General features: G+C 65.4%; 32 protein-coding genes. 3 read left to right on the plus strand and 29 right to left on the minus strand.

What is annotated here, in order from left to right; all coding sequences use genetic code 11:
• Positions 1 to 235, plus strand: a 235-nt coding sequence (locus E8M84_RS21630; RefSeq protein ID WP_205914650.1) for a hypothetical protein, incomplete at its 5' end; no start/stop codon positions are given.
• On the opposite strand, the gene E8M84_RS21015 is transcribed toward E8M84_RS21630, so the two are convergent.
• The 16 genes from E8M84_RS21015 to E8M84_RS21090 all read right to left on the minus strand — a co-directional run bounded on the left by E8M84_RS21015 (position 183) and on the right by E8M84_RS21090 (position 11,899).
• A complete protein-coding gene (locus E8M84_RS21015; RefSeq protein WP_137113219.1) occupies positions 183 to 1,040 on the minus strand; it encodes a nucleotidyl transferase AbiEii/AbiGii toxin family protein in 858 nt (285 codons plus the stop codon). The two genes, E8M84_RS21630 and E8M84_RS21015, sit on opposite strands and share 53 nt — an antisense overlap.
• Positions 1,033 to 1,620, minus strand: a complete 588-nt coding sequence (locus E8M84_RS21020; RefSeq protein WP_205914651.1) for a type IV toxin-antitoxin system AbiEi family antitoxin domain-containing protein — start codon at positions 1,618 to 1,620, stop codon at positions 1,033 to 1,035. The genes E8M84_RS21015 and E8M84_RS21020 overlap by 8 nt, the downstream gene beginning before the upstream one ends.
• A gap of 263 nt (positions 1,621 to 1,883) precedes the next feature.
• Positions 1,884 to 2,141: an addiction module antitoxin gene (locus E8M84_RS21025; RefSeq protein ID WP_137113221.1), complete on the minus strand. Its 258-nt coding sequence runs from the start codon at positions 2,139 to 2,141 to the stop codon at positions 1,884 to 1,886.
• Positions 2,101 to 3,027 carry a hypothetical protein gene (locus tag E8M84_RS21030; RefSeq protein ID WP_137113222.1) on the minus strand — a complete coding sequence of 309 codons (927 nt, stop codon included), beginning with the start codon at positions 3,025 to 3,027 and terminating at the stop codon, positions 2,101 to 2,103. Before E8M84_RS21030 ends, E8M84_RS21025 begins: the two co-directional genes overlap by 41 nt.
• Positions 3,028 to 3,155: 128 nt before the next feature.
• Positions 3,156 to 3,401: a hypothetical protein gene (locus tag E8M84_RS21040; RefSeq protein ID WP_137113224.1), complete on the minus strand. Its 246-nt coding sequence runs from the start codon at positions 3,399 to 3,401 to the stop codon at positions 3,156 to 3,158.
• Positions 3,398 to 4,072: a D-Ala-D-Ala carboxypeptidase family metallohydrolase gene (locus E8M84_RS21045; RefSeq protein ID WP_137113225.1), complete on the minus strand. Its 675-nt coding sequence runs from the start codon at positions 4,070 to 4,072 to the stop codon at positions 3,398 to 3,400. The genes E8M84_RS21040 and E8M84_RS21045 overlap by 4 nt, the downstream gene beginning before the upstream one ends.
• Positions 4,073 to 4,155: 83 nt before the next feature.
• Positions 4,156 to 4,410 (minus strand): DUF6127 family protein, encoded by a 255-nt coding sequence (locus E8M84_RS21050; RefSeq protein ID WP_205914652.1) that lies wholly within the window; start codon positions 4,408 to 4,410, stop codon positions 4,156 to 4,158.
• 32 nt (positions 4,411 to 4,442) lie between these two features.
• Positions 4,443 to 5,441: an FscB gene (locus tag E8M84_RS21055; protein ID WP_137113227.1), complete on the minus strand. Its 999-nt coding sequence runs from the start codon at positions 5,439 to 5,441 to the stop codon at positions 4,443 to 4,445.
• The gene (locus E8M84_RS21060; protein WP_137113228.1) at positions 5,438 to 6,304 is read right to left on the minus strand and encodes a hypothetical protein; all 867 of its coding nucleotides are present in this window, start codon (positions 6,302 to 6,304) and stop codon (positions 5,438 to 5,440) included. The genes E8M84_RS21055 and E8M84_RS21060 overlap by 4 nt, the downstream gene beginning before the upstream one ends.
• Positions 6,301 to 6,978: a DUF2793 domain-containing protein gene (locus E8M84_RS21065; RefSeq protein ID WP_137113229.1), complete on the minus strand. Its 678-nt coding sequence runs from the start codon at positions 6,976 to 6,978 to the stop codon at positions 6,301 to 6,303. Before E8M84_RS21065 ends, E8M84_RS21060 begins: the two co-directional genes overlap by 4 nt.
• A gap of 33 nt (positions 6,979 to 7,011) precedes the next feature.
• Positions 7,012 to 10,146 (minus strand): phage tail protein, encoded by a 3,135-nt coding sequence (locus E8M84_RS21070; RefSeq protein ID WP_137113230.1) that lies wholly within the window; start codon positions 10,144 to 10,146, stop codon positions 7,012 to 7,014.
• Positions 10,136 to 10,354: a hypothetical protein gene (locus E8M84_RS21075; protein ID WP_137113231.1), complete on the minus strand. Its 219-nt coding sequence runs from the start codon at positions 10,352 to 10,354 to the stop codon at positions 10,136 to 10,138. The genes E8M84_RS21070 and E8M84_RS21075 overlap by 11 nt, the downstream gene beginning before the upstream one ends.
• Complete coding sequence (locus E8M84_RS21080) at positions 10,351 to 10,599, minus strand: hypothetical protein (RefSeq protein WP_101923142.1); 249 nt, start codon at positions 10,597 to 10,599, stop codon at positions 10,351 to 10,353. Before E8M84_RS21080 ends, E8M84_RS21075 begins: the two co-directional genes overlap by 4 nt.
• 9 nt (positions 10,600 to 10,608) lie before the next feature.
• Positions 10,609 to 11,469, minus strand: coding sequence for a phage BR0599 family protein (locus E8M84_RS21085; protein ID WP_137113232.1), 861 nt, complete (start codon positions 11,467 to 11,469; stop codon positions 10,609 to 10,611).
• A 54-nt stretch (positions 11,470 to 11,523) separates the two neighbouring features.
• Positions 11,524 to 11,658, minus strand: coding sequence for a hypothetical protein (locus E8M84_RS21850; protein WP_276607140.1), 135 nt, complete (start codon positions 11,656 to 11,658; stop codon positions 11,524 to 11,526).
• 28 nt (positions 11,659 to 11,686) lie between these two features.
• Positions 11,687 to 11,899: a hypothetical protein gene (locus tag E8M84_RS21090; RefSeq protein ID WP_137113233.1), complete on the minus strand. Its 213-nt coding sequence runs from the start codon at positions 11,897 to 11,899 to the stop codon at positions 11,687 to 11,689.
• 55 nt (positions 11,900 to 11,954) lie between these two features.
• On the opposite strand from E8M84_RS21090, the gene E8M84_RS21095 reads away from it, so the two are divergent.
• Positions 11,955 to 13,370, plus strand: a complete 1,416-nt coding sequence (locus E8M84_RS21095; RefSeq protein WP_137113234.1) for a hypothetical protein — start codon at positions 11,955 to 11,957, stop codon at positions 13,368 to 13,370.
• Positions 13,370 to 13,993 carry a hypothetical protein gene (locus E8M84_RS21100; protein ID WP_137113235.1) on the plus strand — a complete coding sequence of 208 codons (624 nt, stop codon included), beginning with the start codon at positions 13,370 to 13,372 and terminating at the stop codon, positions 13,991 to 13,993. Before E8M84_RS21095 ends, E8M84_RS21100 begins: the two co-directional genes overlap by 1 nt.
• Before the next feature lie 654 nt (positions 13,994 to 14,647).
• Here E8M84_RS21100 and E8M84_RS21590 read toward each other — a convergent pair.
• The 13 genes from E8M84_RS21590 to E8M84_RS21165 all read right to left on the minus strand — a co-directional run bounded on the left by E8M84_RS21590 (position 14,648) and on the right by E8M84_RS21165 (position 26,944).
• Positions 14,648 to 15,796: a hypothetical protein gene (locus E8M84_RS21590; RefSeq protein WP_170972026.1), complete on the minus strand. Its 1,149-nt coding sequence runs from the start codon at positions 15,794 to 15,796 to the stop codon at positions 14,648 to 14,650.
• Positions 15,789 to 18,251: a phage tail tape measure protein gene (locus E8M84_RS21110; protein WP_137113236.1), complete on the minus strand. Its 2,463-nt coding sequence runs from the start codon at positions 18,249 to 18,251 to the stop codon at positions 15,789 to 15,791. The genes E8M84_RS21590 and E8M84_RS21110 overlap by 8 nt, the downstream gene beginning before the upstream one ends.
• On the minus strand, positions 18,244 to 18,423 hold the full coding sequence (locus tag E8M84_RS21115) for a hypothetical protein (RefSeq protein WP_137113237.1): 180 nt from the start codon (positions 18,421 to 18,423) through the stop codon (positions 18,244 to 18,246). The genes E8M84_RS21110 and E8M84_RS21115 overlap by 8 nt, the downstream gene beginning before the upstream one ends.
• Positions 18,424 to 18,473: 50 nt before the next feature.
• A complete protein-coding gene (locus E8M84_RS21120) occupies positions 18,474 to 18,911 on the minus strand; it encodes a hypothetical protein (protein ID WP_137113238.1) in 438 nt (145 codons plus the stop codon).
• A gap of 2 nt (positions 18,912 to 18,913) precedes the next feature.
• Positions 18,914 to 19,858: a phage tail tube protein gene (locus tag E8M84_RS21125; RefSeq protein ID WP_137113239.1), complete on the minus strand. Its 945-nt coding sequence runs from the start codon at positions 19,856 to 19,858 to the stop codon at positions 18,914 to 18,916.
• A gap of 24 nt (positions 19,859 to 19,882) precedes the next feature.
• Positions 19,883 to 20,305 (minus strand): acyl-CoA transferase, encoded by a 423-nt coding sequence (locus tag E8M84_RS21130; protein ID WP_137113240.1) that lies wholly within the window; start codon positions 20,303 to 20,305, stop codon positions 19,883 to 19,885.
• A 144-nt stretch (positions 20,306 to 20,449) separates the two neighbouring features.
• Positions 20,450 to 21,559, minus strand: a complete 1,110-nt coding sequence (locus E8M84_RS21135) for a hypothetical protein (protein ID WP_137113241.1) — start codon at positions 21,557 to 21,559, stop codon at positions 20,450 to 20,452.
• Positions 21,560 to 21,641: 82 nt separating this feature from the next.
• A complete protein-coding gene (locus E8M84_RS21140; RefSeq protein ID WP_137113242.1) occupies positions 21,642 to 22,277 on the minus strand; it encodes a DUF6441 family protein in 636 nt (211 codons plus the stop codon).
• Entirely contained in the window at positions 22,274 to 22,588 is a 315-nt protein-coding gene (locus tag E8M84_RS21145; protein ID WP_137113243.1) for a hypothetical protein, read from the minus strand. The genes E8M84_RS21140 and E8M84_RS21145 overlap by 4 nt, the downstream gene beginning before the upstream one ends.
• Positions 22,589 to 22,595: 7 nt before the next feature.
• Positions 22,596 to 23,621: a major capsid protein gene (locus E8M84_RS21150; RefSeq protein ID WP_137113244.1), complete on the minus strand. Its 1,026-nt coding sequence runs from the start codon at positions 23,619 to 23,621 to the stop codon at positions 22,596 to 22,598.
• A gap of 48 nt (positions 23,622 to 23,669) precedes the next feature.
• Positions 23,670 to 24,050 carry a head decoration protein gene (locus E8M84_RS21155; protein WP_137113245.1) on the minus strand — a complete coding sequence of 127 codons (381 nt, stop codon included), beginning with the start codon at positions 24,048 to 24,050 and terminating at the stop codon, positions 23,670 to 23,672.
• Positions 24,051 to 24,131: 81 nt separating this feature from the next.
• Positions 24,132 to 25,439 (minus strand): S49 family peptidase, encoded by a 1,308-nt coding sequence (locus tag E8M84_RS21160; RefSeq protein WP_137113267.1) that lies wholly within the window; start codon positions 25,437 to 25,439, stop codon positions 24,132 to 24,134.
• Positions 25,439 to 26,944 carry a phage portal protein gene (locus E8M84_RS21165; RefSeq protein ID WP_137113246.1) on the minus strand — a complete coding sequence of 502 codons (1,506 nt, stop codon included), beginning with the start codon at positions 26,942 to 26,944 and terminating at the stop codon, positions 25,439 to 25,441. The genes E8M84_RS21160 and E8M84_RS21165 overlap by 1 nt, the downstream gene beginning before the upstream one ends.

Raw genomic sequence — 26,944 nt, forward strand, 5'->3', positions numbered from 1 at the left:
GGCTCATAACCTGAAGGCCGCAGGTTCAAATCCTGCCCCCGCAACCAAAATCTATAAGAATATCAAAGACTTCAAAGCCGAGCATAACGCTCGGCTTTTGTCATTCCAAATTCTTGTCAACACCTGGTCAACGTTTTACGAGGCCCCCTACACGGGCAACATGATCACGCAGAACGCGGCAATCATTCCGCCGCCCTGCATGCCGGTTCAAGCCAAGCCCAGATCTCCGCAGTGACCTCCGCGAGCGGCCGCCCTTCGAGAGCCGTGCCCCCAGAGTAGGCCCGCCACTGCGTCATCTTCGCCGGATCGGTCGAGAACTCCTCCGACAGACCGACAGGGCAGGAGACTGGAACAATCGTATCGCGTCGAGCGAAGGTTCCTCGGATCGCGGCCGTGAGGTCGCCCGTGTCGATGTTGACGGACTTCGGCAGCGTCCAGAGATCATAGAGATCCTTCATCCGGCTGTTCGCCAAGCCCAGCGCAACTACGGCCTGGAACTTCTCGGCGATGACGGTGGCCGGTGAATAGGCGCGGATCGATGCGGCAGGAAAGTCCAGCAGGGAGCCGTACTCGATCTCGAATTGCGGATCCGCCAAGGCATCGCCAAAGCCGAGGTCCACGGTGATCGGAATGCGCGTGCTCCCGAGATATGCATCAGTCCGGAGCCGCATCCCGCCATAGATCTGGTCTTCCCGAATGGCGACGGCCGTCAGGCTGGCTACGTCGTAGACCAGCCCATCGCCTCCATCGATGGCGAGGATCTGAGAGAACGCGGTCTTGAGTTCGGCCTCCTCGTCCGAGCTGAACGCCAGGAAGTCGATGTCCCGGGTGAAACGCCCGGTGTCGGCTGTCCACAAGGTGACGAGCATGCCACCCTTTAGGACGAAGCGGTTGCGGTATTCGGAGACCGACAGCCGGTACACCAGTCGTTCGAGACCGAAAGCCACCAGGACGACGTCGAACAGCTGACCTTCCGCACGGGCGAGGTTCAGCAGACGCTGACGCACAGATGCCGCGATATCTTTCGGCTGCTTAGCCATTTGACGTCAGGGCCTCCAGATAGGGGCGCATCTGGTTCCATGCGCCGTTCTCGCGAGCGGCGGCGGCAAGTTGGCCTGCCGTTGCCTTCCTGGCGCTCAGCGCGGCCTTCATCGCTTCGATGGCCACCGATCGCTCCACCAACTTCGGGTTCCGAAATGCGTCTGCAATCGTCTTGGCGATGGAATAGACCCGAACCTCCGCCTCCCCGATCCGATGGACCTCAGTGCCATTGGTCAGGTAGGGCTCACGGAAGCGCACGATGCGGATGCGCGGGTATTCGATCTTCGGGGCCCAGTCCTTGGCGCCGATGGCGATCCATACCCGGCGTGGCAGCTGGTCAGTCAGCTGATGAAAAGACAGTGCCGAGGTCAGGCAGATGACGGCCTTGGGTGCGAGCTTGGCGATCTCGATCAGCCCTGCATGAAGGTCTGGCTCGCTGTCGGGCAGCTGGTACAGTCCCCGCCCGATCCGCACTACCACGCCATCTGCCACCGCCCTCGCGATGGTGGTTCCGCTCACGCCGATGGAGGCCAGATCCCTTGAACGGGCTGGCGCATGAACTTCCATGTAGTCGATCATGCGGGCGCGCTGGCCCTGATCCGTCGCAAGCATCGTTACAAAACCTCGGACACAAGTGCATACTGTCCTAGGTTTTGTAACATGCCGCTCGACTTCACGCAACCTGCGCAGGTCCGCACCCCACGGCGTCATCATGTTCAATCACCGCAGATTTTGCGGAGATTAGACCCGCTATTCTCCGCAAGACTGTTCCATAGGCGGATTTTGCCGGTCGATGAACCTTGGAACGGATCGCACCCGGATCACGCGAAACGGCTGATCCGTCAAAGGCGGTTACGCGCGCTCACCTCCGCAGCAGACAACGGATGGTAGGTGGATTCTGGGGCGCTGAACCCAGCGACAATTTCCGCCCGCAGTTCCATGAATGCAGAGGCCTCCTGGCTTGCCATGTCGCGCCGGACCAAGTCTTCAACATAGGCGCTGACAGATTGATAGGGCCCTGCGTCGCTCACCATCAACATCAGGATCTCGTACAGTTCCTCATCGATTTCCAGCGTCGTCGTTCTGGGTCGGGCCGTCATCCGTCTCTCCCTCTTCGCTCTCAGCTTGAGCCTCGGCGACCGCACGGCCGCAGTCGGGGCACGCAGTTTCTGTCCTTGAGAACGCAAATCCGCACTCCGGGCATGGCTTCAGATCGGTCATGTCCTCCAGGAAAGCGCAACGCTTACACAGCGTCTTTGTGTGCTTCAGCGACAGATACTCCCGGAAATCCGCAAGCCATGCGAGAATCGCTCCGCGCTTCCAATCACCGTCCCAGTTCGTCGCCTTCTCACGCCAGGCCATATATTTTCGCGCGCGGATACCGCGTTTCTGGGCCGCCGTGAGGGCTTCCTTCTTCGCCGGAACATCGAAGACGTGCCCGCAATAGCCCCGCCCGACGGGACTGTTGCAGATCCACGTTCCCGCCTTCTTGCGAAACTGAATCGACAGGCTGAAGCAAAGAGGGCAGCAGTCCCGCATTTCCGGAACGACGGCGTCTCGGATCGCGTAGCATTCTTCCCGCAACTCAGCGCGATAGTCGTGGGCAGGTTCCCGCGCCGCATATTCAGCCTTCGCCTTGTCCAAATAGGGCTGAACACGGGGGATTCTCACCGTGTGCTGAAGAACAAGCACAGCTTCATGGTCAGCGCCGCACGTTGCGCATTCCGAACCGAGGAATTGCACCCTGGTGCGCTTCCAGTTCTTCCAGTGCCAAGGCGGGCCATGCTTCCGTCTTGCGACGAAGATTTCGCGCGCAGCTTCCTGGCCTGTCATGGTCCGCCTTTCGAGGGCGTCATGAACACGCTGGAACTCAAAGGGCCATTCAATCATAAGACCATACCGCTGATCGAGAACAACGAGCCACGGCTGAGAAATTGGTGCCGAGGCCCGTGCTTTGTCATCATTGGCACGCTCGCGCTTGATCACGCAAGACAGCGTAATCGCTCAGCATCCGGACGATGACCGCGCCTTCCGGCAAAGCCTCTACCTCGTCGCCCGCCCGCACCTGCTCGGCGGCCGTATAGTCGACCACGGGCGGACATGGCCCGCGGGTCTTAGAACCGGCCATCGCGCAGCCGGTCAGCCAGAGCAACGCGATCAGCAGGGCGGCGGGCGGCGGCGTCGAGCATCTGGCGGTGGACGGCATCGTTTCTCTCTCTGGCATCAAGCCGTTCGGCGGCACGCCCAGCGCGCTCACCGGCGAGACGCAAGTTCATCAGGAACAGCAGGATCGCTACCGCGGCGAGAAATAGGCCCAGCGCCTTCCGCGCCGGGCCATAGGTGGGGAGCCAGCCGATCACCGCTGGCCCCGCTTCCAGTCGTCCAGCCGGGCGTGGATGGTGATGGCGATTCCGATCAGCGCGATAACGATCAGCACCCAGCGCAGCGTGTCGAGGTAGGGCACAAGCGGCTGGATCGTGGACTGGGTTTCTGCGAGGACGTCCTGCAGCACTTCAACACCGGCGGCGCCGACGGTGGCAGCGCCCGCAGCACCCCCGCCCCGGAGCGTGCGGCTTTCCGACAGGGCTTCGCGCGCAGGCGGCAGTTCCGGCGCGAAGGGCACAGGCCGCACCGGGAAGGGATCGCCCCAGGACCGGGCAGGCCCGAGGTCGATGTGTATGAAGCCTGACCGGCGGTAGTACCCGAAGCCGAGGAATCCGACCGCCCTTGCCGCCGCCTCGAAGGCCACCGGATCGTGGTTTGCCATGGCGATGTCGAAGGCCGTGCCCTGCATGTGCTTCGAGGCCGGGGCCCCGCCGACAGCGCGGTTGTGTTCGGGACTGCGATAGGCTGACCGGACAATCAGCGGCTTGCCCAGCCGGTCGCGAAGGGCCTGCAGCTTGTCCATCGCCTCGGTGTTGATCTTGATCGCGCCGGTGCCGCGGCAGGCGATCTCGGCGGGCGAGAAGCTGGGCCAGCGCCACGCCTTCTCGGGAACGTCGCGCCAGGTGGGAAAAGACAGGGTCGGCATGGGGAATCCTCCAAATGGAAAAACCCGCCTTTGGGGGCGGGTGAGGTGGTGGTTTCGATGATGAAATGGGCAGCGCCTCCCGGTCAGGGCGCGCTGCCAAAGATCTTCAGCTTGATCGCAATCCCCGCGAGCAACGCGAGAATGACGCCCGTGGTGATCAGGTGAACCGCGCTCTGGACAGCAGTTCGGCGCACAAAACGGATGGCATCAAGCAGCGCGCGCAGATCGCGGATGTCGAGGGCGGCTTCCTTGCCGTCGAGGCCAACATCGGCCAGCGCACGCTTCGCCCCCTCTTCTGCCGCCCGCGCGAGGAGTTCCTCGAACTCGGCATCCGGCATGCGGACATGGCCCTCTCCGGAACGGCGCGGGCTCATGTGGAGAGGATCCCGACTTCGGCAGGCAGGGTCACGCTCGTCCAGACGCTGCTGTCAGCCGGGTTCAGTGCCCATGTGGAATAGACCGACCTCGGCGCAAGAGACGGCACGGTGACCGGGGCCGCATCATGATTGACCCCACCCATCCGCAGGAACCCCGCAGCCGCCTGCGGCCCAACCGTCCCTGCCTGCGCGACCTGCTTCACATGAACACCGGCGATGGCGGCAACTGAAGCGGGCCCGGTCGGCCCTGTGAGCGAGAAGGACAGCCGCTGACCAGCGGTGTTGCTGGACACGCGGGTGCCGACATCCTCGTCCTTCAGCGCATCGATGCTGCCCGCCATCTGGCTGAAGGTGGCGATGGCATTGGGCGTGCGGCGGACAAAGCGCCGCCCGATGGTCGACACGCCATCCAGCACCGCGAAATGCGCATAGTACCAGGTGCGCGTGACGCTGGTGCCGTGCAGCCCGACGTTCGGGAAAACGATCTGCACCGGCTTGCCCTTGCCTTGGGTGTTGGCGGCTGTCGACGAACTTTGCAGGACGCCGTCGACGTAGAAGTCGATGGTGATGCTGGCTCCCACCGCCACGCGCACGTCGATCCATTGCGGCTGGCCATTTGGGGGCGTGTAGCTCGAATTGCCCTGCACGCTCGTGTCGCCGCGTGCGACAGCGTGGTAGCGATCCGTGCTGGCCACCGGCTGGATCTGCGCGACGCGGACCTGGTTCGCGTCGAAGAACTCGATGAAACTGGCATTGGCCTCGGTGATGAGGTCGGCATCCCCGTTGGGCGGCACGTAGCGGAAGCCGAGCCAGAGATCGCCCGCGGGTGCCGCAAATCCGAGGGAGAACGGCATGGCATAACTGCGCGAGGCGATGAAGCGGATGCCGTTCACGTCGAGGTTGGCATCGAAGCCAATGGCGGTCGTGTTCAGAAGCCCGGAAATGCCCGAGACGTCGGTCGGCTGGTGGCCGAGATGCAGGATGTAGCTCATGGCAGTTCCACTTCGATGTAGAGGTTGGCTTGGGTCCAGGTGGCGCCGCGCCCCCCACCGTGCTCGAGGAAGAGCGCGGCATCTGCGGCGGTGAGATGTGCCCCGCCACCCCGGCTGATCCAGAGGGAGGCGCCAGCGATGCTGAGGCCGCTGTCCCAGCCGATCTCGAGAAAGGCAGCGGCGTCGAAGACGCGGAGGTCGGGATCCAGGTAACCCAGCGCCGTCACACCCGGGGGCACCGGATAGCTGAACTGGGAGGGCAGCGAGCGGAGCGTGCCGCCGTCACCGGGGTTGCGCCCCTGGACCTGCGGATAGAAGGCGGGGCTTCCGCCTGCGGTCCAGGTCGCGGCTGCGCTGACCGGATCGTCGCGCCAGATCCCGTTCTTGCCGATCCAGAGGCGGCCGAGGGCCGGGTCGAGGACGAACATCAGAACGTCACCCGCGCCGAATGTGGGAAGACCCGTCAGACGCTGTTCCGCCGTGGCGGTGGGTGAGGACCAGAGCACCCCGGTGCCGCGCCAGCCGATCGAGCCCAAGGTGATCGGGTTGAGGCCGACGTTGAATTCCTCGCGCTGTGCCGCCGCGACGACGCCCATGTAGCCGTCGAAGGTGGCGGCCCCAGTGGCGCAGAGGACTTCCCAATAGCGCCGCCCGTCCGTGGGCAGGATTGCCTTGGCGGTCGGCACCCAGCGCATGTAGTTGGTGCCGCCCGAGGTGTTCACGGCGGTCTGATTGCCGTTCGACAGGGCGTAGCCCGCGGGGCGGCGGGTGGTGTCCAGCTGCCAGACCGCGCCGATATCGACCGGCGGTGCGGCATCGCCGCCTTGGGCAAGGATGGCACCGCGCATCATCAGGAGGCTCATGCGACGGCTCCCGCCAGCGCGCCCTGGATGATCCAGGCATCCGCCCCGCGCTTCACGAGGGCGGCACCGGACCATTGGCCGTCGAGGGCGACCGAACCGCCCGGGACACCGTTCAGCGACACACCCGCCGCAGCTGCCACCGTCGCGACCCCGGCGCCAACCTGCGTGATGTTAATCAGCGCGCCGAACTCGAAGGGAACGGTCGCCTCGGGGGGAATGGTCACCGTGACGGCCGAGGAACCGGTCGTCTCGAGAATGCTGCCCAGATCGACCGTTTCCAGTGTGTGGCTGGTGGCGGTGAGCGTGCGGATGCGCACGATGCCGGGGCGCGGAACCTCGACCCATGATCCGGCCGTGAACCGTACATGTCGGGCCTCGTCGGCGATCCAGACCTGCCAGCCTTCTTGCGGGGGCAGATAGACCCAAGCCGCAGCCCCGGCTAGCGACTGGTCCCAGAGCGCCAGCGCATTGGCATTGGCGCCTGCCGCGGCGGGCACGATGGCGATCTGGCCCGCGGTGCCGGTGGCAGGAAGTGCTGCAGTCCGTGAAGTGGCGCGCGGCTGAACCAGCGCAGACACACGTCGCAGGTCTTCGCTGAGGCTGGTGCCCCAGTTGCGCTGGCCGGGATCATAGAAGGCGCGCAGCCCCAATCCCGGCATGATCCGTTCCGGCATGCTTGTCCTCGCTCGTTATCGTGAATTCCGGGGTCAGGTGCCCCAGAGGAAACCCCAGCCTCGGTCCCATCCGGCGGCAAACGGTGCCGTCAGCCGAAACCAGCGCGCCTCGCGGTCGGTGATCCAGCTGCCTTCGACCAGACGCCGGGACCGGACGGCCAGTTCGATCTCGGCCGTGCGATCCGGCGCGCCCAACTCTGGAATGGTCTCGGGCGCCACGGACCAGCTGGCAGCGGTTCCTGCATCGATCACCACGCCCGCAGGCAGGATGGCCACACCGGTGTCCGGGTCTACCCAGCGCACCTCGATGATGTAGCTGACCCCCGGCTCCGGCCCGATGGAGGCTCCAGTGTGGTCGACGATGACGGGACTGGTCTGGGTCAACCGGTCCCGATGCGTCCAGGTCAGGGCAAGACTGCCGGTGACCAGCGCATCGACGTTTGGGGCATAACTGCCGTTCCCTTGCACCCGCCCTGGCGGCAGGGGCCGGATGGCGCGGTGGTCCAGCGTCACGGCATCTTCGGGCGCGAGCGCGAAGGCCAGTGTGCCGCGCCCGGTCTCGGGAAGCAGCCGGGCCAGCAGCGTCTCGCCAGCGGCCCAGCTGTCTTCGGTGATCCGAGCCACGTCATCGAAGAAGATCACCGGCGTGCCGGAGGCATGTGCGCGCGGGACGGTATCGAGGCATCCACGTCCAACTGTGATGCTGCTGGGCGTGATCCCGTCCACGCGGACCAGTTCGCCATCAATGCTGACGAGCGTTCCGATCTCGACCTCGCCGATGTCGCGCCAGCTGGTGACCGGGACCACGCGTGCTTCCGGGCTGTCGGTCACATCCGCAGCCAGCAGAGCGGTCGGGGCGAAGGCGACCACCCCCTCCTGCGCGGGTCCGGTACCGGGATCGATCCAGAGCTGGGCCGCCAGGGCATCGGCGCTCGGGCGTTCGCCGGTCGCGACCAGCGCGCCTGCGTCCGGATCCTCGGCAAGGCGGCGGTCGGCCTCGCTGTGGCCAAGCTCGCGGACGAGAAGCCAGTATGGGGCTTCCTCGACCATGCGCCGAGCGAGTGCCCGCGGCGGGGCGGCGACACCCGAGCCGGTCGGCATCCGTCCGCCCGCGATGGCGGTGGCGCCCAGCGCGAAGACATCCTCGGCAATCTTCAGCCGGATGCCGTTGTCGCGGCCATCGCCCTGTCCGATCTCGGAAATCCGCATCACGACGTCATCGAGACCCAGCCGCGTCGAACGCAGCCGGATCACATCGCCCGGCCCGAGGTCTGCGCCTTCACGGTTGACGACGATCTCGCCGGTCAGGAGGGGGGCGGACAAGGCACGCAGGTCACGTTCGGCCACGCGTACCGCCAGCCCCTGATAGCGGATGCCGGGATAGTCGAGCGTGGTCGCCAGCACCTCGCCCATGGCCTGGACGCGCGCGGTCTCGGTCACGCTGACGGCACCGGTATCGTCGGTCCAGGCATCGGTGAACCGCACTGTGACCGAGTTCACCAGATCGGAGGGCGAGCGACGGCCAAGACGACCCCAATCCACAACATTGGTCTCGTCGAAGAGCGGCAGCGTTGCGGCTGCATAATCCGCCCGGATCAGCTTCAACTCCCAGAGCCCGGTGCGCCGGTCGATGAACAGCGTGGCATCGATATGGTCGAGGACGCTGGCGATGAACTCCTCGATGGACGAGTCCTGCTGCCAGATCAGCGAGAGGCCGAAGCCCTCGGTATAGAGTGCATCCGCGGCGGTGGTAAAACTCGCCCCGATCTCAACCGAGGAATAGCCAAGGCCCCAATCCCGGTTGGTCAGGCATTCCCGGATGATATGCGCCGGGTTCATGTCCTGGCCGTTGCCGAAGGCGCCGCGCAGGGAGGCGACCAGTGCCTGCGGGTTGCCGGGCGGGATCACCGGCACCCCATCGACGGGGGTGTTATCGATGCGCGCGGTGTAGGACGTGTTCGCGAGCGCGATGTTGAAGCCGAAGATGTCGGCAGGCGGAAGGGTGCGGATGATGGCCAGCGCCGCATCGACCGAGGATACTGGCGATGGCTCACCATCGGTCACGAAGATGACGATCCGGCGTTTGGACCCACCACCCGCGAAGAAGGTGTTTGCTTCCGCGAAGGCGGCGTTGAAACTCGTGCCGCCATTGGTGAAGTTCGAGAGCCCCAGCATCCAGGTCTCGAGTGCGGCATAGTCGGCAGGGCCCATGTTGCGTCGTTCGATCGATCCGGCGACCGCAGCGTTCCAGAGGACGATGCGGATGTCGTTCGGCCGGTCGGGATCCACGCCCGCCGCGATCTCGCGGATGAGGGCTGCGACGCCTGCCTTCTGGGCCGACATACGTGTGCCCGACATAGAGCCCGAAACGTCGAGCGCGATGTAGATCGCCGCATCCGAGATATTGGCCTCCGGCACGATGGCTGCCTTCTCGGGATACCACTGCACCGCCCCCGCCTCTCCGGTCAGCACGCGGGTGACCCGAACCGCCCATGGTTTGAGATACGGATTGATGCCGAGATAGACCTGCCGCAGCACAAGGCTGCAGAGGCCACGGTAAGCAGGCACGTCCCCGCCCATGCGCGCGGCCAGATAGTCGTTCGGCCCCTGGCTCGGTCCGCCCATCAGCACATCGACATCGCCGCGGATGCCACCTTCGCGGCTCTCGCCGCCGAAGAGGTCGGGTTTGTCGATCCGGATGCGGCCGCCACCGGCGCCGGTATTGCTGGCGCCGGTCATGGCCTCGAAGACCTCGACCGATTGCGCCGGGAAGCTCAGCGCCTCGGGCAGGACTGTCCAGCGTGTGATGTTGGCTGCGGCATCGAAGGTGACGGCCTGCAGGGTGATGGTCTGGCTCGACCCGTTGGCGAGGGCGAGGCGGTAATCGCGTCCGATGCGCACGCCCGCGCGGGTGCCGGGGAAGCTGAGGGTTGCGCCGCTGTCTCCCGCCAGTGCCGCGGTGGCGGTCATCCCTGCGACGGTGCCGATGCGCGTCTCGACCGCCGCGCCCCCGCCTCCGGTAGAGCCCTCGCCGGTCGTGACGGACCATGCGGTGCGACGGTCGACGAGGATCTCGCGGATGGCATCGACCGGCCCGTGACAGAGCGCCAGATGCACGCCCAGCGAATAGCGGTAGCCGACGGTCTGCGCCTTGCTCCTACCGCCCATCGTCTGCCTCCGGCATCATCGCCGCCCGCGCTTCAGCCTTCAGGATCACCGGTTCCACCAGCGCGTCACCTGTGGCGCGGAGCGTCTCCGCCTCAATCCCGCCGTCGAGAAACGCCTGCCAGTCGAGCCCATGCCGCCGGAACCATGGCCGCACGCCTGCAAGGCAGTAGCGTGCCGCGCGCAGGTCCTGGATCGTCACGCGGGTCACTTCTTGCCGCCTTTCTTCTGGATGGGATCGACCCGCAGGTCCCCGGCCCAGACGACGTTCGGGCCAGTGATGAGCACGGTGCCGAAGACAACCGGGATCGGTCGGCCTTCTTCAGCCGTGGGCAGCGTGAAATCGTCGAGCCCTGCCGCCTGGGGCTTCTCGACCTTGGGCCGCGGGCTCAGCGCATAGGAAATCGCGGAAAGCACGAGCCCGAGGACGAGCCGCGCGATGAAGGTCCAGACCATGGATGATGCTCAGACGATGGAACTGCCGCCGAACGGGTTGCGGCCGGGGATCTCAGGGAATCCGCCGAAGTTCGCGAGGTTGCCGAACTTGGCCGCACAGGTGGCCGCTCGCAGGTCGCAGCCGGGTGCGATGTCGGCAACCACCGGCAAAAGGTCACCGGTCTCGGGATCGACCTCGGGTGCGGCCAGCGCCGCCGCCACCTCAGGCATCGGCCGAGATAGCGTCAGGGTTGCTCCGGCATGGCCGATGATGAACCCAAGCTGCGCCCCGAACCTCAGTACCCCACCCCGGAACCAGCCATCGGGCTGCCCCGCCGCCTCCGGGATCGTCAGTGCATTGCCCGAGACGGCCGTCACGGTGCCGGTCTGCCAGTGGAACCCGATGTCGAGCCCGCAACCACGGCCGTAGAGCGCGTGGCGGCAGAGGCGCTGGTACTTTGCCCGAACTCCAGCCCTGCGCAGGGTGCTGAAGACGGACTCGCAGTTCAGAAGGATCCGGACGCCCTCGACCTCGGCCCCGACCACGCGGCCCTTCCAATGCGCCACCGTCTCGCCCAGCACCTGCTCGTGGCCACGGAAGATAGTCAGTGTCACCGGCGTGTTGCCCAAGGGCGCGAGGAAGCGGCGCGCGAAGGGGTGCGAGAGCGGCCAGGTAAGTTCCAGTCGGCCGCGTTCAATCTCGCTCGTTTGCACCACATCGCCATGGGAAATGGCGGCGGCTTCCCAGGTGATTGCATCACCTTCGCTGGCAGCGCTGGTCCAGTCCATGGCTCGGCTGGTGAAACGCCAGACCTGATCGCCCTCGACGAACTGGTAGAGATAGTAGGGACGGCCCTCGGCAGTCGAGGACTCGATGATGGCGTGAGTCATGATTATTTGGGGGACCAGTCCAGGCTACGTGTGGTGATGCCGGATGGCGGATCATCAGCCGCCTTCGTGATATTTACCAAAAAAAATACCAAAAAAAGTTTCTCTGTATACCATTTCTGGCAGATACAGGTCGGTAGCGGCTTGCCATGTTGAGTTCATCAGAAAGGGAGACGGCTCGATGATCAACATGGCTTCACCGACCAACACGACACGTCATTCACGCCAGCGGTGCCAACAACGCGGCATCCGGCCCAGACTGCTCGAAGCAGTTCTTGCCAACTCTGACGTTGAGCGCCCTGCGGGCAGCGGTTCTTTGATTGTGTCGGTCAGCAAGGCTCAGGCTCAAGAACTCAATATCGACGACAGACTCGGGCGCTGCTGCGTAGTCCTGTCCGACGATGGCGCAATCATCACGGTCGGGCACATCCATGGTTCTCGGCGCGGCAAGTCATGGCGCCGTGGACGTCGCTGAAAGGAGGAACAAAATGTCCGGCAAAGCTTCGAAAGATCACAGTGCGGAACATATTCGTCGCGTGCGTCGTCGTGTTGCGGCACTCGTGGATGGTGCAGCCCCAAAGCGACTGAAAGACCGTCAACGGCTCGCGGCAGCTGCCCAAGTCGGAATGCACGTGAAACTCCTCCGTGAAGCGGGCACTTCCATGTCAGAAATCTGCGAATACCTCGGCGAGCGCATTGGTGCGGGCCCCCGATCGCAATCTGGCGAGCCGTTCCGTCTGCATCGGTGGATGCTCAAGGGCGGTGCGACCGAGGTGACCGACAATCTGGTTGCGCAATACAAGGGACGCGCCGAGCCACTACGCAGCACGGCAGTCTACCTGCAACTCCTGGAGCATCTCGCGCTTATGGCTGGTCGTGAACCGATCAATAGTCAGGGGGCATTGCTGACCGCACTCGATCTGTCGGTCAAGGATATGCAACCAGACGATGGCATGCCTCTTCCGGAGCAGCGTCTCGCGGCGCTTATGAATGAACATGCTGCTGTGATTGCACGGAACCTTGATCTGGTTCGGCTTTTTCAGCGGGCAGAACGTCTTCAGGCTGGCTGGAACATCAAGCAGAGCCCAGCTGAGGTTGTTGACCTTGCGACCGAGGGAATTACGGGCAGCTTCAAATCCACGGAACCCACAGATCGTCAGTATTGGCTCGAGACTTCGGCACCGCCGCTACCGACGGTTCCCGTTGCACGCTTGCCTTTTGGGTGGCTGTCCGGCCCCTTTCGGCTGACCAACCAGGCTGGCGATACACAAGAAAGACCCGGCCAAGCGGTGGCTTACTGGGAACTGCATCTGGCAATCGGGCCAACCGGACCGCTCAGCGTTGGTGCCTATCTTGTAAGAGCCAGCAGCGTCGATCTGGATATCGATGGCCACCTCTTCATGCTGCCGGACATGCAGGATGATGTAGAGCAGATTGCCTCCGGTTATCCTCACGCGCCGAAGATCGACCTCTTTGGTGACATCTGGGGAGTCTCCTGCGCCGCACAACCGGTTTATCGGACACAAAGGGCAGGCTTCGATGAGGACCCACCTTCCGAGACGGTACCTTTGCTTCGCATGGATCCCGTCAGCGCATCCAGCGTGCGTGACTGGTTGATGACACCCATGGATTTCGTACTGGACGATGGCCCCCTGATCAGTGCTGTGGACAGACTGGCCCCAATTGCCTTCGACGGGATCGGTTGGGTGCGCGCGGATAGTATTGCGCGCAGTCTGGAGATCGCGCTTCGCGATGGGCGTTTGGATGAGGGCTTCCGTCGATGGCTCGACCAATACCTGCCAGCGTTGGCTCAATTCGAAAAAGACTGGCTTGACCGTTGCCTCGAACTGGATGCGGCACTTCGCGCCCGTTCGGCCGCAGGCGACCTTGTGGGAGATGAATAATGAATCGTGAAAATTGGCATCAGCGTCTCGTCGTCGAGGAAGCAGAACTTGGTCTGCGCGACGGTTTCCGTTTCGTCTATGGGCCTTGGGCCACGCTACAGACCGGGCGCATAGCTTTCCTTTCTCTCAATCCTGGCCGGGCGTCATCGGACAGCGTGAAGCAGGAAGTGTCCGATGAAAGGGGAAATTCCTACGCCGTCGAACGGTACACGACGCTGTCACCCATCACGGACCAGGCGTTGCGGGCGTTTTCGGTTTTCGGGGCGCAGCCGCATGAGGTGCTTACAGGGGTCGTTTGCCCATTTCGGACCCCAAGCTGGAATGATTTGAGCAAGGACGACCGCGACCGGGCACTCGCACTGGGGCGTGAGTTCTGGACGCAGCCACTCCAACGTCCCGGCATCGAATTGATCGTTTGCTGCTCGACGGAGGCATCACGAGCCGTTGTGACATGGTTAGCGGCGCGCCACGAGGCTTCGGCATCCGCAGGATGGGGTGACATTGCCATCCATCGCTACCGAACCAGCACGGGCGTTCCCATACTTGCCTTGCCCCATCTGTCGCGCTTTCGTCTCTTTGGCCGCCCTCAGTCTGAAGAGGCGATCCGCAAGCTTCTGGCGTGAGTCGCTTCAGCGGCGAATCCGGGCCCCACTTTGATCGAAGCATTCGTTCCAGGGGGGGTCAGATTGCGCGGGGCTTCAGGTTGCGCTTGCAAACTGTCGGTGGCTGGCCGTCGCGGGAATACCCCTCTGACCCGCAGTCAGCGCAGGTCCATCGAACGAAGCCAACCTCGTTCGATGGGAGATCATCCACGCGCCATTTGCAGCGTGCAAACCGGGATCGTCCCATGCCCTTCCACCGGCTCCCCGACGGAGAAAGGCTGGGCACAGACTGAAGTGGTGCAGATGGACGCGCGACTTCGGACGCAGACGGTGTCCCCCAAGGCGATAGTGGATCCTTCGGCGAAGGCGGCAGCACTGCCAACGTCGTTCTTGGTCGACGAGCGCGGCGTATTGCTGCGATGGAGATCAGAAAAAAGAGGCCCAAAAAGGCTTCAGCGCCGTAGTCGGCAATCAGACGATCGAGCCAAACGCCTCCGATACCGATCCCGGAGGGTTCGGCAGATTGGTACGGCCAAGGAAATTCCGGCCGTGGTGGTGGCACCGGCGAGCGTTCCATTTCTGGTTCTCAGCACGAGGCGTGGGCGATTTTGTGGCCAGGAGCGGGCGAACAGTTCATACCGAAGCGTGTCATTCGGGTTCTGTTCCAGTCAGTTGTCATTCCGGAACCTCCACGACCGGCAGGTTCACCTCACTCGCCACGGCCCCATGCTGGATCTCGATCCGATCCGCATCCGACCGCATCAGCGTCAGGAAATGCACCTTGATCCCGATGGCCACCGGCTCGCCGAGGCTGGAGGACAGCGTCAGCCGATGATCCGCACCATCCGCCACAGCCGCGGTGATCGTCCGGAACCGCAACCCGCTCGGCATCTCAAGCAGGATCGCGCGCCCGACATAGGCCGCCAGTTCCGCAACGGGCACGACGCGCATCAGCGTGGATCCTGACGTCATTGCTGTCCGCAGCTGCAGCTCCCGCCCCCAGGTCGGCAGCCAGAAACTTGCCTGCCGCCCACGCAGAGACCAGAGCCAGCGGCGCAAGGCCCAACGTTCCGCCGCGCCCTGCGCCTTCAGGGTAAACGCCTCACCGCGCTCGAACAGATCGCGCAGCGGTTCGACCACGACCGGCCCGAAGCCGTTGTCGACGTATTCGACGGCGCGGCGCAGGCTGGCGGTGATCGACGAACGGGTCAGGCTCGGGTCGGTCTGGACCGGACGGCCGAGATAGGTCGGCATGACCGGTGCGGACAGATCAGGAGCATCGCGCAGCAGGAAGGTGGCCGTGACCATGCCGTCATTCTGGCGGCGACGTGCGATCTCGACGGGGGCAGACAATACGCTGGAACGGATGGGTGCAACGGCGATGCGCGTCGCAGCTACGGTGGTTGCGGGCAACTGTGCGCCCACCGGTTCCACCAGGATCAGCCGATCTGCCTCGACGTCAGCGATCTCCGCAAGAGATGCCTCGCGGCCATCCACCGCGATAGCCACAGCATCCCCCGCCCGGAAATCCGCCACGCCCGTTTCTAGGACAATCTCGGTCGCCCCCTGCACCACATCTGCCGTCGGCTGCACCGCCATGTGCCAGAGCGGTACCCGCCATTCCCCGACAAACCCCGCCCGCGCCAGCTCCGCCGCGCGCGCCATGCCCAGCGCGTCGTAGCGATGCTGGAAGGTGACGATCTCCCGCGGACGGGACCGCAGCGCGATGCGCTGTTCGCCAGCCTGGGACTGCAGCACATCCGTGCGCCATTCCAGAACCTCGGTGATCTCCTGCGCGGCCGGAAAGGGCCAGAGTTCAGGCATTGATGGCGCCCCGGTTGCGGCGGATGACGTTCAGGATGGCCCGCTCGCCCGAGGGCGTGGCGAGATAGTCGCCGACGACGGAGGGGTCGAGCACATTGATGATGCGCGTCGACATCGAAGAAGCCGCCGATGCGCCGTCACCATTCATCTCGACCCCGAGCCTGCCGCCCCTACCGCGGCGCAGGGGAAGGATGGCCTCGGGTCCAGCCTCGCCCATGAGCCCCACACCTTTGGCGAAGGGAAACACCGTCGGCTGGTTCACGACGCCACCCCGCGCGAAGGCGGTCAGTTCCGCGCAACCCGCAAAGACACCGCCCTTGGCAAAACCGAATAGGCTGCCGAAGAACCCGCCGCCACCGGAGAAGGCGTTGATCAGCGCGTTCTCGATAGGCTTGAAGGCCAGATCGATCAGCCGCGTGGCGAGGTTCTGCGCGATCCGCGAAATCGCACCGGCAAAACTCTCCCAGGTAAACTCGCCCGAGGTCAGGGCTTCCTTGATGGGTCCGGTGATATCCTGCGCGAGCCCTTGGGCGATCTCGCGGGACTTCTCCTGCGCCTTGCGCACCGCCTCGGCCGTGGCCTCCCAGGCATTCCTGGCCGCGTCTGCCCCCTCACGCAGCGCATTGCCTGCGCCGCGCCCGGAACTGCCAGCGGCTTCCGCGGCCTCCCCGGCACCCTGCAGGGCGGTGCCAAGGCCCGTCGCGGCCGTGCGTGCGTCCTCGAGCCCAGCTGTAGCCTCGGTGCCGGACGCCGAGACGGCCTCCCGCAGGGCGGCCACGGATTGCAGGGGAGCGGTGGCCGCTGTCGCCACCTCACCCATCATGTCGCGCAAACGTGCGGCCTCGGCCCGCGCTGCCTCGGCAGCCGCCGACAGGCCCAGATCGGGTGGCGCGATGGGGTCGCTGTTGAAGGCCGCCTCGAAGGCTGCGCGCGCCTCCGCTCCCGCATTGGCTGCAGCCCCCTCAAACGGGTTCTCGATCCCGCCAAGCTCGATGGTGCCGATCAGCGGCACCCGTTTCTCGATGCCCAGCACATCGAGACCGGCATTGATCCCTTCGAGGAATCCGTCGATCCGTGCCGCTACGCCGTTCAGCATGGCCTCGACCCCGCCGATCAGCGCGTTGGCCGCACCGTAGGCGAACTCGCCAATGGTGGCAGGCAGTGCCGACCAGAGCACCTTCACTGCCTCCATCGCCCCCTGAAACGTGTTCAGCGTGGCGTTCCCGAACCCCACCACCGCCTCGAGCCCGGTCTGCAAGGCGGCGGTGATGCCCGCGCTGATCTCCGCCCAGCCCGCCATGATCGAGAGGCCCAGCGCGACCATGCCGAGCTTCATGCGATCCCAGACCTCGCGGGCCACGTCGCCCAGAAGGCCCAGCGCGGCTCCGACGCTGCCCGTACCCTGAACCAGCCGCCCGAACTGGAAGATGAGCTCGCCCGCGCCGACGATCAGCGCCCCGATGCCGGTGCGGATCAGTGCGCCGCGCAGGACGACGAGGGCCGTCGCGAGCCCCCGGACGGAGAGCGCGGCGGCAGCCAGACCCGCCACCCAGCGGCCCGCCATGACGCCCACAAAGGCCGCGGCATAGGAGGCCATACGGCCGAGGTTCTCGCCCAGCGCATCTAGGGCCGTCCGCAAGGCTCCGCCTTCGGAGGCAAGCGCCACGAAGGCCTCGGCAAGCCAGGTGACGGCAGGCGCCACAGCGACGGCAATCTGGTTGCGGATCCCGTCAAAGACCATGCCGAGACTGCCCAGCGCAATCTGGGTCTGGCGGAGCGAGGACAGTGCCTCGCCGTCGAGGATCGCGCCGACCGAGCGGGCCTGATCGCCGAAGCGGGTCATCTCGGCCCCGCCATCGCGCAGCAGCGGCAGGAGGCGCGTAGCATCCGAGGCCATGGCCTCGAGATAGAAGGTCATCTCCTGCTGGCTGAGCCCCGCCTTCTCCAGCGAGGTCACGTAAAGCTGCAGGGCTTCCGGTCCCGACAGGCGTGCAAACTCTTCGGCCGTGACGCCCACACGCGGGGCGATCTGTTCGAAGAAATCCTTCATCGGCCCGCCACCGGTCTGCAGGAAATCCCCGACCCGGTCGTTCACGTCCTTCAGGATATCGGCCAGCTTCTCCTGCTCGACCCCGACCGTGCGTGCCCCCGCCGCCCAGCGTTGGAAGCTCTCGGGCGTGGCATTGGCGACTTGCGCGAACTGCCGGATCTGGTCGGCGCTCTGGGCCGCGTTGCGCACGATGATGCCAAGCCCTGCCGTCGCGGCAGAGGCGGCCGCAGCCATGGCGATCCCGGCACGGCGCGCGAAGGCGGCGAGCCGGGTGTTGGCCGCCTCCATCTCCCGCGACAGACGGCCGAAGCCGCGCGTCCCGGCCTCGCCGATCCCTTCCAGTTCGGCGCGCACCTGGCGACCGCCGACGGCCGCGAGGCGGACAGAGACCCGTTTCTCAGCCATCGCGGCGACCTTCTCTCTCTTCGTTCAACTTGCGCACCATCGCGGCCTCGATCACTGGCAACAGTTCGACGACGGCGCGCGGGGAAATGCCCATGGCGGCGGCCATGGCCAGTGCGGCCGTCATGTCCCATCCGAGGACAGCGCCGGGGATGGCGCGGATCTGGCCGCCCATGCGCTGCGCCAGATCCCAGACCTGCCAGCCCTCATGGCTCAGGGGCGCGTTCAGGATTTGCGGGCAGTCCGGGCAATGCCCGTCGCAGGCCTGGCAGTAGCCTTCGCCCCCTCCGAAGACCCAGTCGGCGAGGGCGGTAAGACGTTTTTTTCTGCCTCGAGCTCCAGACCCTTGGCGACATAGGCGGTCTGGAACTTCTCGAAGATCGGCCAGAGATCGAGGAGCGCGTCGATGGCCTCGGGGCTGACCGGGATCGGGGCGCCATCGGCGTCGCCCACGCCTTCCCAATCGACGATGGCGCGGGCAGCGATAGCCTTGGCGAAGATCACCGCGATGCTGTCGTCGGGCGTGCCAGGCGCGATGGCGCGCACGGCCGGATCGGTGCGGGCTGCGACCATGATGGCCGTGGTCAGGGGCTCGACCTTCACGCGCACGCCCAGCGCAAGGTCGAGCCATTCAGCTTCACGGGCAAGGTTCAGACGCAACAAGATCAATACTCCTCGATGTCGTTGACGAGCGTGGCAGTGCACATCCGACCCAAGGTGGCATCGCGTGCGGCCTGCCAGTCGAAGGTGGCCTGGATGCCCTGCGGCCCCGGAATCTCGATCCGGGGGCGCGGCAGATAGACGGCATGCGCCGAGAAGGTGAAACTCTCGCCCGAGGGCAGGACATAGGCGAAGGTCAGGGCGCAGGGATCGCCCGCGATGGCCTGGTTCACCAGCACCTGATCGGCGAAGCGGACCTCGATCTTGCCGGTCAGCGCGGCAATGGAGGGGTCTGCCCCGTCGATGCGGCCGTCAGAGCGGATGGTCTCCACCCGGTCGAGGTTGTTGGCGTAGGTGATCTCGGCCGAGATGATGTTGCCGAGCGGCTGGCCGTTCCTCGTGATCGCCCCGTTGAAATGCCCGAAGCGCTGTAGGTCGAGGTCGGCCATCGTCCCTGCGGCGGAGGCGCTCGCGATGGATTCCCCTTGTGCGACAAGGCTTGCCATCGCGGTCAGCAGCCCCGAACGCTGCATCTGCCAGTTCAGGCTGTCGAGAACGCAGCCGGAATACATGGCGTAGCGCGGCACCTCCGGCATGCCGGTCTCGATAGACATCGACGGCAGGGCCCAGGCACCGGAGCGAAACTCGTGGGTGAAGGGTCCCGGTGCAGCGCCGGAGGTCACCGGCGCCCCGAAGGCGGCCTTCAGCCAGAAGCCGAAGGCCGCGGCATCGATCGGGATGACCACGTTGCCGTCCGCCGTCACGGCATCCTTGATCGGCGCCAGTGGATCGCGGCCATATCCCAGGAGCTCGCTGTTCAGGAGCGGTTGCTCGGATCCCAGCGTGGTGCTGGCGAACGGCATCTTCGTGAAGCCGCCCGTGGGCGGGGTGCCGTAACTGGTCTCGAACGCAAGCGCCATTTGCGCCCGCGCGCCTTGCGCACGTGCCATGGAGGTCTCCTTGGAGGTGGGGTGTCAGGCCAGAGGGCCGGTCGTGGTGTAGTGCAGTACGACAGTGATCAGCGCCGCCTTCAGCGCTGCGGCGCCCTCCACGGGTAGATCGATCGAGGCCGGGGCCTCGGGTTCGACCCAGTCGCAGAGGTCGCCCAACGTCCGGTCAGCCTCAAGCGCAGCACCTATTGCGGCGATCAGGTCGTCGAAGGCGCTGGCCCGACCGGTGCCTGCCTGGACGACGACCTCCAGTTCGGCCCGGTGCTGGTAGTGATAGCGCAGGGGCGAGAGCGTCACCGCAGGCTCGCCCGGCTGGCCATCGCGCAGGATAATCAGGCCGGCCGCGGGGATCCGTTCGGGCAGCACTTCGTCACGCAGGGTGAGGGCGGCAAGCGGTTGAAGCCGCGCGTGCAGCGCAGCGAGGACGGTTTCGCGGGTGGTGGGCATGGCTCACAATACTCGTGATGCTAGAATGGCCGGGCGCAGGCCACTTAGACGTGTGCCCATCAGCTCTCTGTTGAACGGCAGTGACTGGCCGAGTCCTAGGTTTGAGTTTCGCCTTGGAATGCTTCGCCGCAGAGCGATCCCATTTTATTCTGCGGAGATCACTTCCCACATTGCGAGCATTTCTCGGATGACACGCTTGTCCCCGTCTGACACGACGTAATCATCATAAAATTGCTGCCCATTGAAGCGAATGACGGCGCGATCCGCGTCGGCGATTTTGCGCGCAAGCGCAACGGCGGCGTCGCCTCGCATGCTGGCGAACTCCCAAATCTCGGTGTCATTGTCGCGAAACCATTGACCAACCGGCACTCGGGTCGTTTCCCCGTCAGTGTTGATCGAGGCGCTTTCGACGAACAGCCAGCCATTCCGTGATGTGTAGTTGAAGAACAGCTCCATAGTCTTCTGACCCGAGCCAGATTCGATCAGATAGAGGGTCACATAGTTTCGGATATCCTGAAAGCGCGGGGACGAAGGGTGCCGTCCCCAAGAGGAACCGTCGAACTCGGCCGTCGTGCGCACCAGTCGCCCCTCGAGCGCACGGGCGGTTCTTTGGAGCTGCTCACGTTCCGCTTCGACAGCTTGTTCGTAGCTGGCGGCCTTGTCGACGTAGGTCTGGTTTTCGCCGTTCACCCGGCCCAGGGCTTGATACGCGATAAGATTGCGTTCGGCTTGTGCGGCGGGAATAGGTCGAACGTATGTATTAAGAGCTGCCTCAAGCGCATCACGTTCAGGACTTGGAGGCGGCGCAAAGGTCGTGTCCGCGGCGATCTCGCGCACAATCGCTTCCACGTCTGCCCCATCTGCTTCGATCCGAGAAAGAAGATCTGCGAGCCGCGTATCGGCTGCAGGCGCGTCTGCTTGTGGTGCCGCTGCCTCCTCAGACAGAGCAGAGGTCGGGCTGACTGCATCGGATAGGCCAGCCGCCCTTTCACGAGCGGTGTCCAGACTCGCGCCTTCAATTGCATCGGCAAAAGCAAGGCACAGCTCGACCTCCCTGGACCAATCCGCGTTCTGCAAGGAACCCCATGCGATCATTGATGCCGCAGCGTCCATATAGGCTTCGGCATCCCGCGCAAGAAACGCATCGCGGCATTCTGAACGCGCTGTGTCGAGCTCTTGCTGCGACGGATCAGCACTGGCAGGAAATGCGATGAGTGCCGTCGTGGTCAGGCCAAGGAGGAAATTGCGCATCATTTTGAGAATTCTTCCATTATCGGGTTAGAATCAGGCTAGCGGTGCGCAATTCAACCATCAAGCGAACATCGCTAAGCCAGCATCAGGCCCTGTCCGAATTTGTCACCCATCCCGCCACGATCTTTCCTCGTGCGCCGTCCACCGCCCGCTCTGCATCACGTGCTAAATCCAGCCGTTTGCGTAACTTGACCTGCGGCACCAGCAGGAAAATCGGCACGGTTGCCACGCCGCGCCCAGTTTTTGACTTCGACGCCACGGCCCGGCCCTTCGAATTCAGCCGCCACTCGGCCACCAGCAGGCCGGGCCCGCGGCGGCGATAAATGAAGCGTAACCGCAGGCCTGTGCGGCGTTCCCATTCGCCGGGGGTGATGCGCCCGCCGCGGGTGGATTTGCCCGCGGCCGGGGTGGGGATCGCCAGCCAGAACCCGTTGCGTGACCGGATCAGCGGCCCCGTGTCATGCGCGCCGACGATCACGGGGGCGTTCGACCAGACCAGCGCAGCGGCGTTCAGGCTCTCGCCGCCCTTGGGGTAAGTGGCCAGCCGGATCGAGTTTCCAAGCCGGGTGCCAAGCCCCGCGCCGGTGATCTGCCCGCGCCAGGCAGATTTGAGTCCCGCGCCCGCCTCGCGCATGGCGGTGGTGACGGCCTTCTCGCCCGCGGCGATTTCGGCCTGCATTATTGCGACGAGGTCGGGACTGATTTCCAGCTTCAGTTTCATGCTGGCCTTAGATCGAGGGTCCAGACCAACCGTTCGCGATCCCGTAGCGGTTCCCCGTGGATGACATGGCTGTCGGCACCGATCACGATCACGTCGCCCGGCCGCGGGGTGGGCAGGTCGGCCACGCGCACATCCACCACCGTCGTGTCGCTGACGAAGCGGCCCGCGCCGAAGTCGGTGACGCGATCCGGGGCGCGGCGGATGATGCGGATCGGGCGTTCCTCTGAGGTCGTGGCCGAGATCCAGAGGGCGGGGGCCGCCATGGACGCATGGGTGAAGATGCGGTCCATGGCGGCGGCAAAGACGGACATTTGCGTGTCAGTTCGACGTGTGCAGGCGGATGGCGAGGCGCGGCCGCTTGTTCACCGGCAGGATCGAGGCCTCGGTCATCACGTCGATCCAGCGCCCCTTCTCGTCGAGATGCTGGCGGGCATAGAGCGGCAGGCCGATGGTGTTGGCGGTTTCCAGCAGGTTCGCCGGGCCCCCGTAGGTGGTGAAGGTGTCCATCGTGCCCAAGGGGAACGCGATCCCTTCGTTCGCCGGGACCAGCCGTTCGGTGGCCTTGGTCGAAAGGGTGACGGTGCCCGAATATTCCTCGAACAGAATGCCGCCGAAGGGAAAGTTGCGGCGGACGTCCTCGCGCAGGGGCTGCGCGCCGGTCGAGGCATAGAACTTGTAGGCTTCTTCCGTCTTCGGATGCGCGATCAGCTTGTCGAAAAACTCGCGGCTGACCAGCGCATGGACGGATGTCATCGCCTCGCCGAGCAAGTTGTCCTCGATCGCACGCAGCACCTCGCGGACCTTGCCCTGCACGTTGGTGCCTGCGGTGCCGAGAACGAAGTCGACCGAGATCTGCGCCAGGCCGAATTCGGTGAAGTAGTTGTATAGCGTGGTGCCCGCGCCGTCCTTCACGATGCCGCGGAGCGCGTTCATCTCCATGTATTCCCGCGTCTGCGCATGCTTGCGACGCATCAGCAGGAGCTTGCGGTTCATCACCTCGACCAGGGGATCGGCCGCGTCGAAGGCGCCGCCCAGCGCGGGGGCGCCCTGGATGTCGGCTGGCAGGACCACATCGTCATGCGGGATCCACGGCAGCGCGAAGCTGCGCATGGACCGGCCTTCCCGGGTGCCGACCGTGGCGGGACCGCCGAGGGGGACAGAGGGCAGGAGGCTGAGGACACCTTCGTATTGTTCGATGATGACCGAGCGCTGACTGACGCCTTCGAAGCGGAAGAGGCCGATCTGGGCGAGGCGGGTATAGAGGTTGGGCAGGATGTTGATGGCCTGGGTCATCTCGGCCAGCGAATAGCCGCCAGCGTCGAAGGGATTGCGGACGAGGGTCATGGTGGGGCTCCGGGGGATGAAGGGATGTGCGCGGTCGGGTGGACAGCGTCAGACGCCGTCGCGGGCGATGATGCCTGCGGCGGCCAGCTGGCCGATCTTGGTGGTGATTTTGGCGGCATCATCGACGGTGGCGTCGTAGGCGAGCTCTGCGCGAGACACGATCGCGGGGCCACGGGCGACGACAATTCCTTCGGCGTCCGCCAGCGTGGCGTCGACGGCGTAGAGCAGGACAGCCGTTGCGGTTTGCGCGCCATCGGTGCCGCCGCTGGTCGCCAGTTTGTATTTGCCGTTGGCGGTGATGCGGCCGAGGACGGCGCCCACGGGATAGGGCATGCCCGCGAGCAGCGTCACCACCTCGCGGGTGTAGTTCGGGTTGACCTCATATTTGAGGACGTCGCCCATGCTGGGCGGTTCCGTCAGGACGGGCATGGTTCGGTCTCCATTGTTCTGTGGGGTGGGGAGGCGGGGCGAGGGCGCAGCGACGAATGCCGCCGGTGGCCAGCGCCAATGTCAGCGCGAGGCGGCGGCCGATTTCTTCGCGGCCGCGACGATGGGACTCTCTTTCGCGCCAGTCGCCGGGGCGGTGGCGATGATGCCCGCGGCATCGCTGCGGGCAGCGAGATCTGCCAGGACCTTGGCGCGCAGGGCCTCGGGTTTCACGCCCTTGGCGACAGCATCGGCAGCATCGATCTGAACGCCGAGCCGGGCGGCCTGCGCGCAGACCTGCGCAACCTCCGCGGCCTCGGCGCGGATGGCCTCGACGGAGGGCGTCGCTTCCGTCTGCGGCGGCGCGACTGCCGCGGGCGCGGCCGGTTCCGGCGGGGTGCTGGCAGCAGGCGCGGCCGGAGGCTGCGCATGGTCTTCGGGGGCGGTGTTCATCATCGGGCCCTTTCCTCTGGGGGTGATTGTGCCGCGGGGTGCGGCGGCGAAAGCGCGGAAGGCGGTGACGGGATCGGCCACCTCATCGGCAAGACCGGCATAAATGGCCGCCTCACCGCGGAAGACGGCGGCCTCCGTGCCCAGCGCCTGGCGTGTGTCCAGGCGGCGGCCACGACCTTCGGCGACGGTTTCGGCGAAGAGCTGCCGGAGATCCTCAAGTTCGCCCGCGATCCGTGCGCGGACGGCCTCGGGCAGGGGCTGGTAGGGATTGGCGTCGACCTTGCGGGCCCCGGCGTGGATTAGTGTGACGGCGATGCCCTTCTGATCGAGCGCCCCGCTCATGTCGCTGTGCATGGCCACGACACCGATGCTGCCGACAGCGCCGGTGCGGGGCAGGATGATCCGGTCGGCCTGAGAGGCCAGTGCATAGGCGGCCGAGAGGGCGTGATCGGCGACGAAGGCTTGGACCGGCTTCTGCGCCCTTGCCGCGCGGATGCGATCCGCCAGATCGAATGCCCCGGCGACCTCGCCGCCGAAGCTGTCGATATCGAGAGCGATGCCGCGAATGGCGGGGTCGGCCAGCGCCGCCTGCAGCTGCGCCGCGATCCCCTCGTAGGAGGTCAGGCCGGAGGATTGCCCGATCCAGGCCCCGCGATGCACCAACGTGCCAGCGATCTCGATCACGGCGATCCCGTCGACGACTGCAAAGGGCTGGCCGCCGTTTCGCGCCTGGCGGTTGGTCAGGTCGTCGCCAAAGAACGAGGCGCGGGCAGGCAGGGTGGCGGTGGCTTGATCCTCGGTCGTGACCTCCAGCCCCTCGACGCTGATTTCCCTGCCGGTGATCCGAGGACCAAGCCCGGTTAGGAAAGCCAGCGCCTTGGCAGGATCAACCATCAGCGGCGTGTTGAAAACGCGCTGGGCGATCTGGGTGTGGTGCATCATGCATCCTCCGCGGGCCGGTGTTCCCGGTCCTCGCCATCGTCGTTCTCTCGCTGGTCCTCTCTGGCAGGGTCCGTTTCGCTGCCCTGATCCTCGCGGCTCCCACTCGCCGCCTGTGCCGGGGATCCCGGCCGCCGGAAGTCGAGACCCAGCTCGGCCTCGCGTTTCCGTTCTGCCGCGATTTCGCGGTCGACCTGCTCTGCGTCGTAGCCGCGTTCGGCGATGGCCTGTGTGCGGGATTTCAGGCCCGCTTCGATCTGCAGGATCTCGGCCGAGGCATCCTTGGCGGGGTCGATCCAGTCCCATTTCGTGGGGAGCCAGTCACAGGCAAGGTATGCGGGCCGGTCGCTGGCATAGCCCGGCAGGTCGATGGCGCCCGCCAGCACCGCCATGTCCATCCAGCGCGTCCAGACCGTACGGCAGAGCTGATAGACCATGACCGAATGCTGGAAGGCCGAGATGCGGCGGCGGAAGTCGACCAGCGCGATCCGCGTGTTTGAGAAGTTCCCCTTGGCGGTGTCACCGGTCAGGTAGCCATAGGGCACGCCCAGCGCCGCGCCGATCTGCAATAGCGTGCGGTACTGGAAGGGTTCATAGGTGCTGCCCGAGTCCGGGGTGGATGGCGTGGTGACATCCTCTCCGGGGTCCAGTCGCACCACCTGGCCCGGTTCGACCTCCAGATCGTCCTCTGCCGGATCGAGGGCGGTTTCTGGCGCAGGCGAGGTGATGAACATGGCGAACATCGCCGCGGTCTTTTTCCGCTCCAGTTCCGCATCGTCGTAGAGATCGAGGGTGAAGAGCTTCACCACGGCCGCGGCAAAGCGCGACACGCCCCGCAGCTGTCCCGCCTCGACCGGGTCCAGAATGTGGATCACCTCCGAGGCTGGAACCCGCACCGTCTCGCCCGCCAGCCCCGGATCGGTCATGTCGCCAGGGTGGCGGCGCAGGAAGTGATAGGCGACGCGGCGGCCGATCCCGTCGAACTCGATGCCCTGCCGGATCGATCCCGCGCCCGGAAGGACGCGGGTCATGTCCTGGGGCAGCATCTCCGAGGGCAGCATCTGCAGCTGCATCGGCACCGTCAGTCCATCTTCGGGGCGGCGGGTGCGAATGCGCAGGAAGACCTCGCCTGCGAGGAACACCTCCCGCGCCGCCCGGCGCTGGAGGCCGAAGAAGTCGGTCAGACCCTCGGCATCGGCCTCGTCCGTCCAGGCGAGCCAGAGCTTTTGCAACTCCTCCTTCTTCGCGGCCTCGGCGATCTTGGATGAAGGCTTGATCCCGTCGCCGACGACATGGTTGGCAAAGGCATCGACCGCGTTCGCGGCATAGCCGTTGTTCCGGACCAGCCAGCGGGCCCGGGCGGTGATGGTCTCGCCCGAGGCAGCGATCAGCGTGTTCACATGGGCCCGGGTGGCGCGGAAGCCGCGCATGCGCCGGTGGGATTGCGCCGCGTCGAACCCGCCGATGATGCTGCCAAGGCGCTGACGGAAGGCATCCAGCACCAT

It is taken from the genome of Rhodobacter sp. SY28-1, from assembly GCF_005222785.1.
Classification (GTDB): Bacteria; Pseudomonadota; Alphaproteobacteria; order Rhodobacterales; family Rhodobacteraceae; genus Tabrizicola.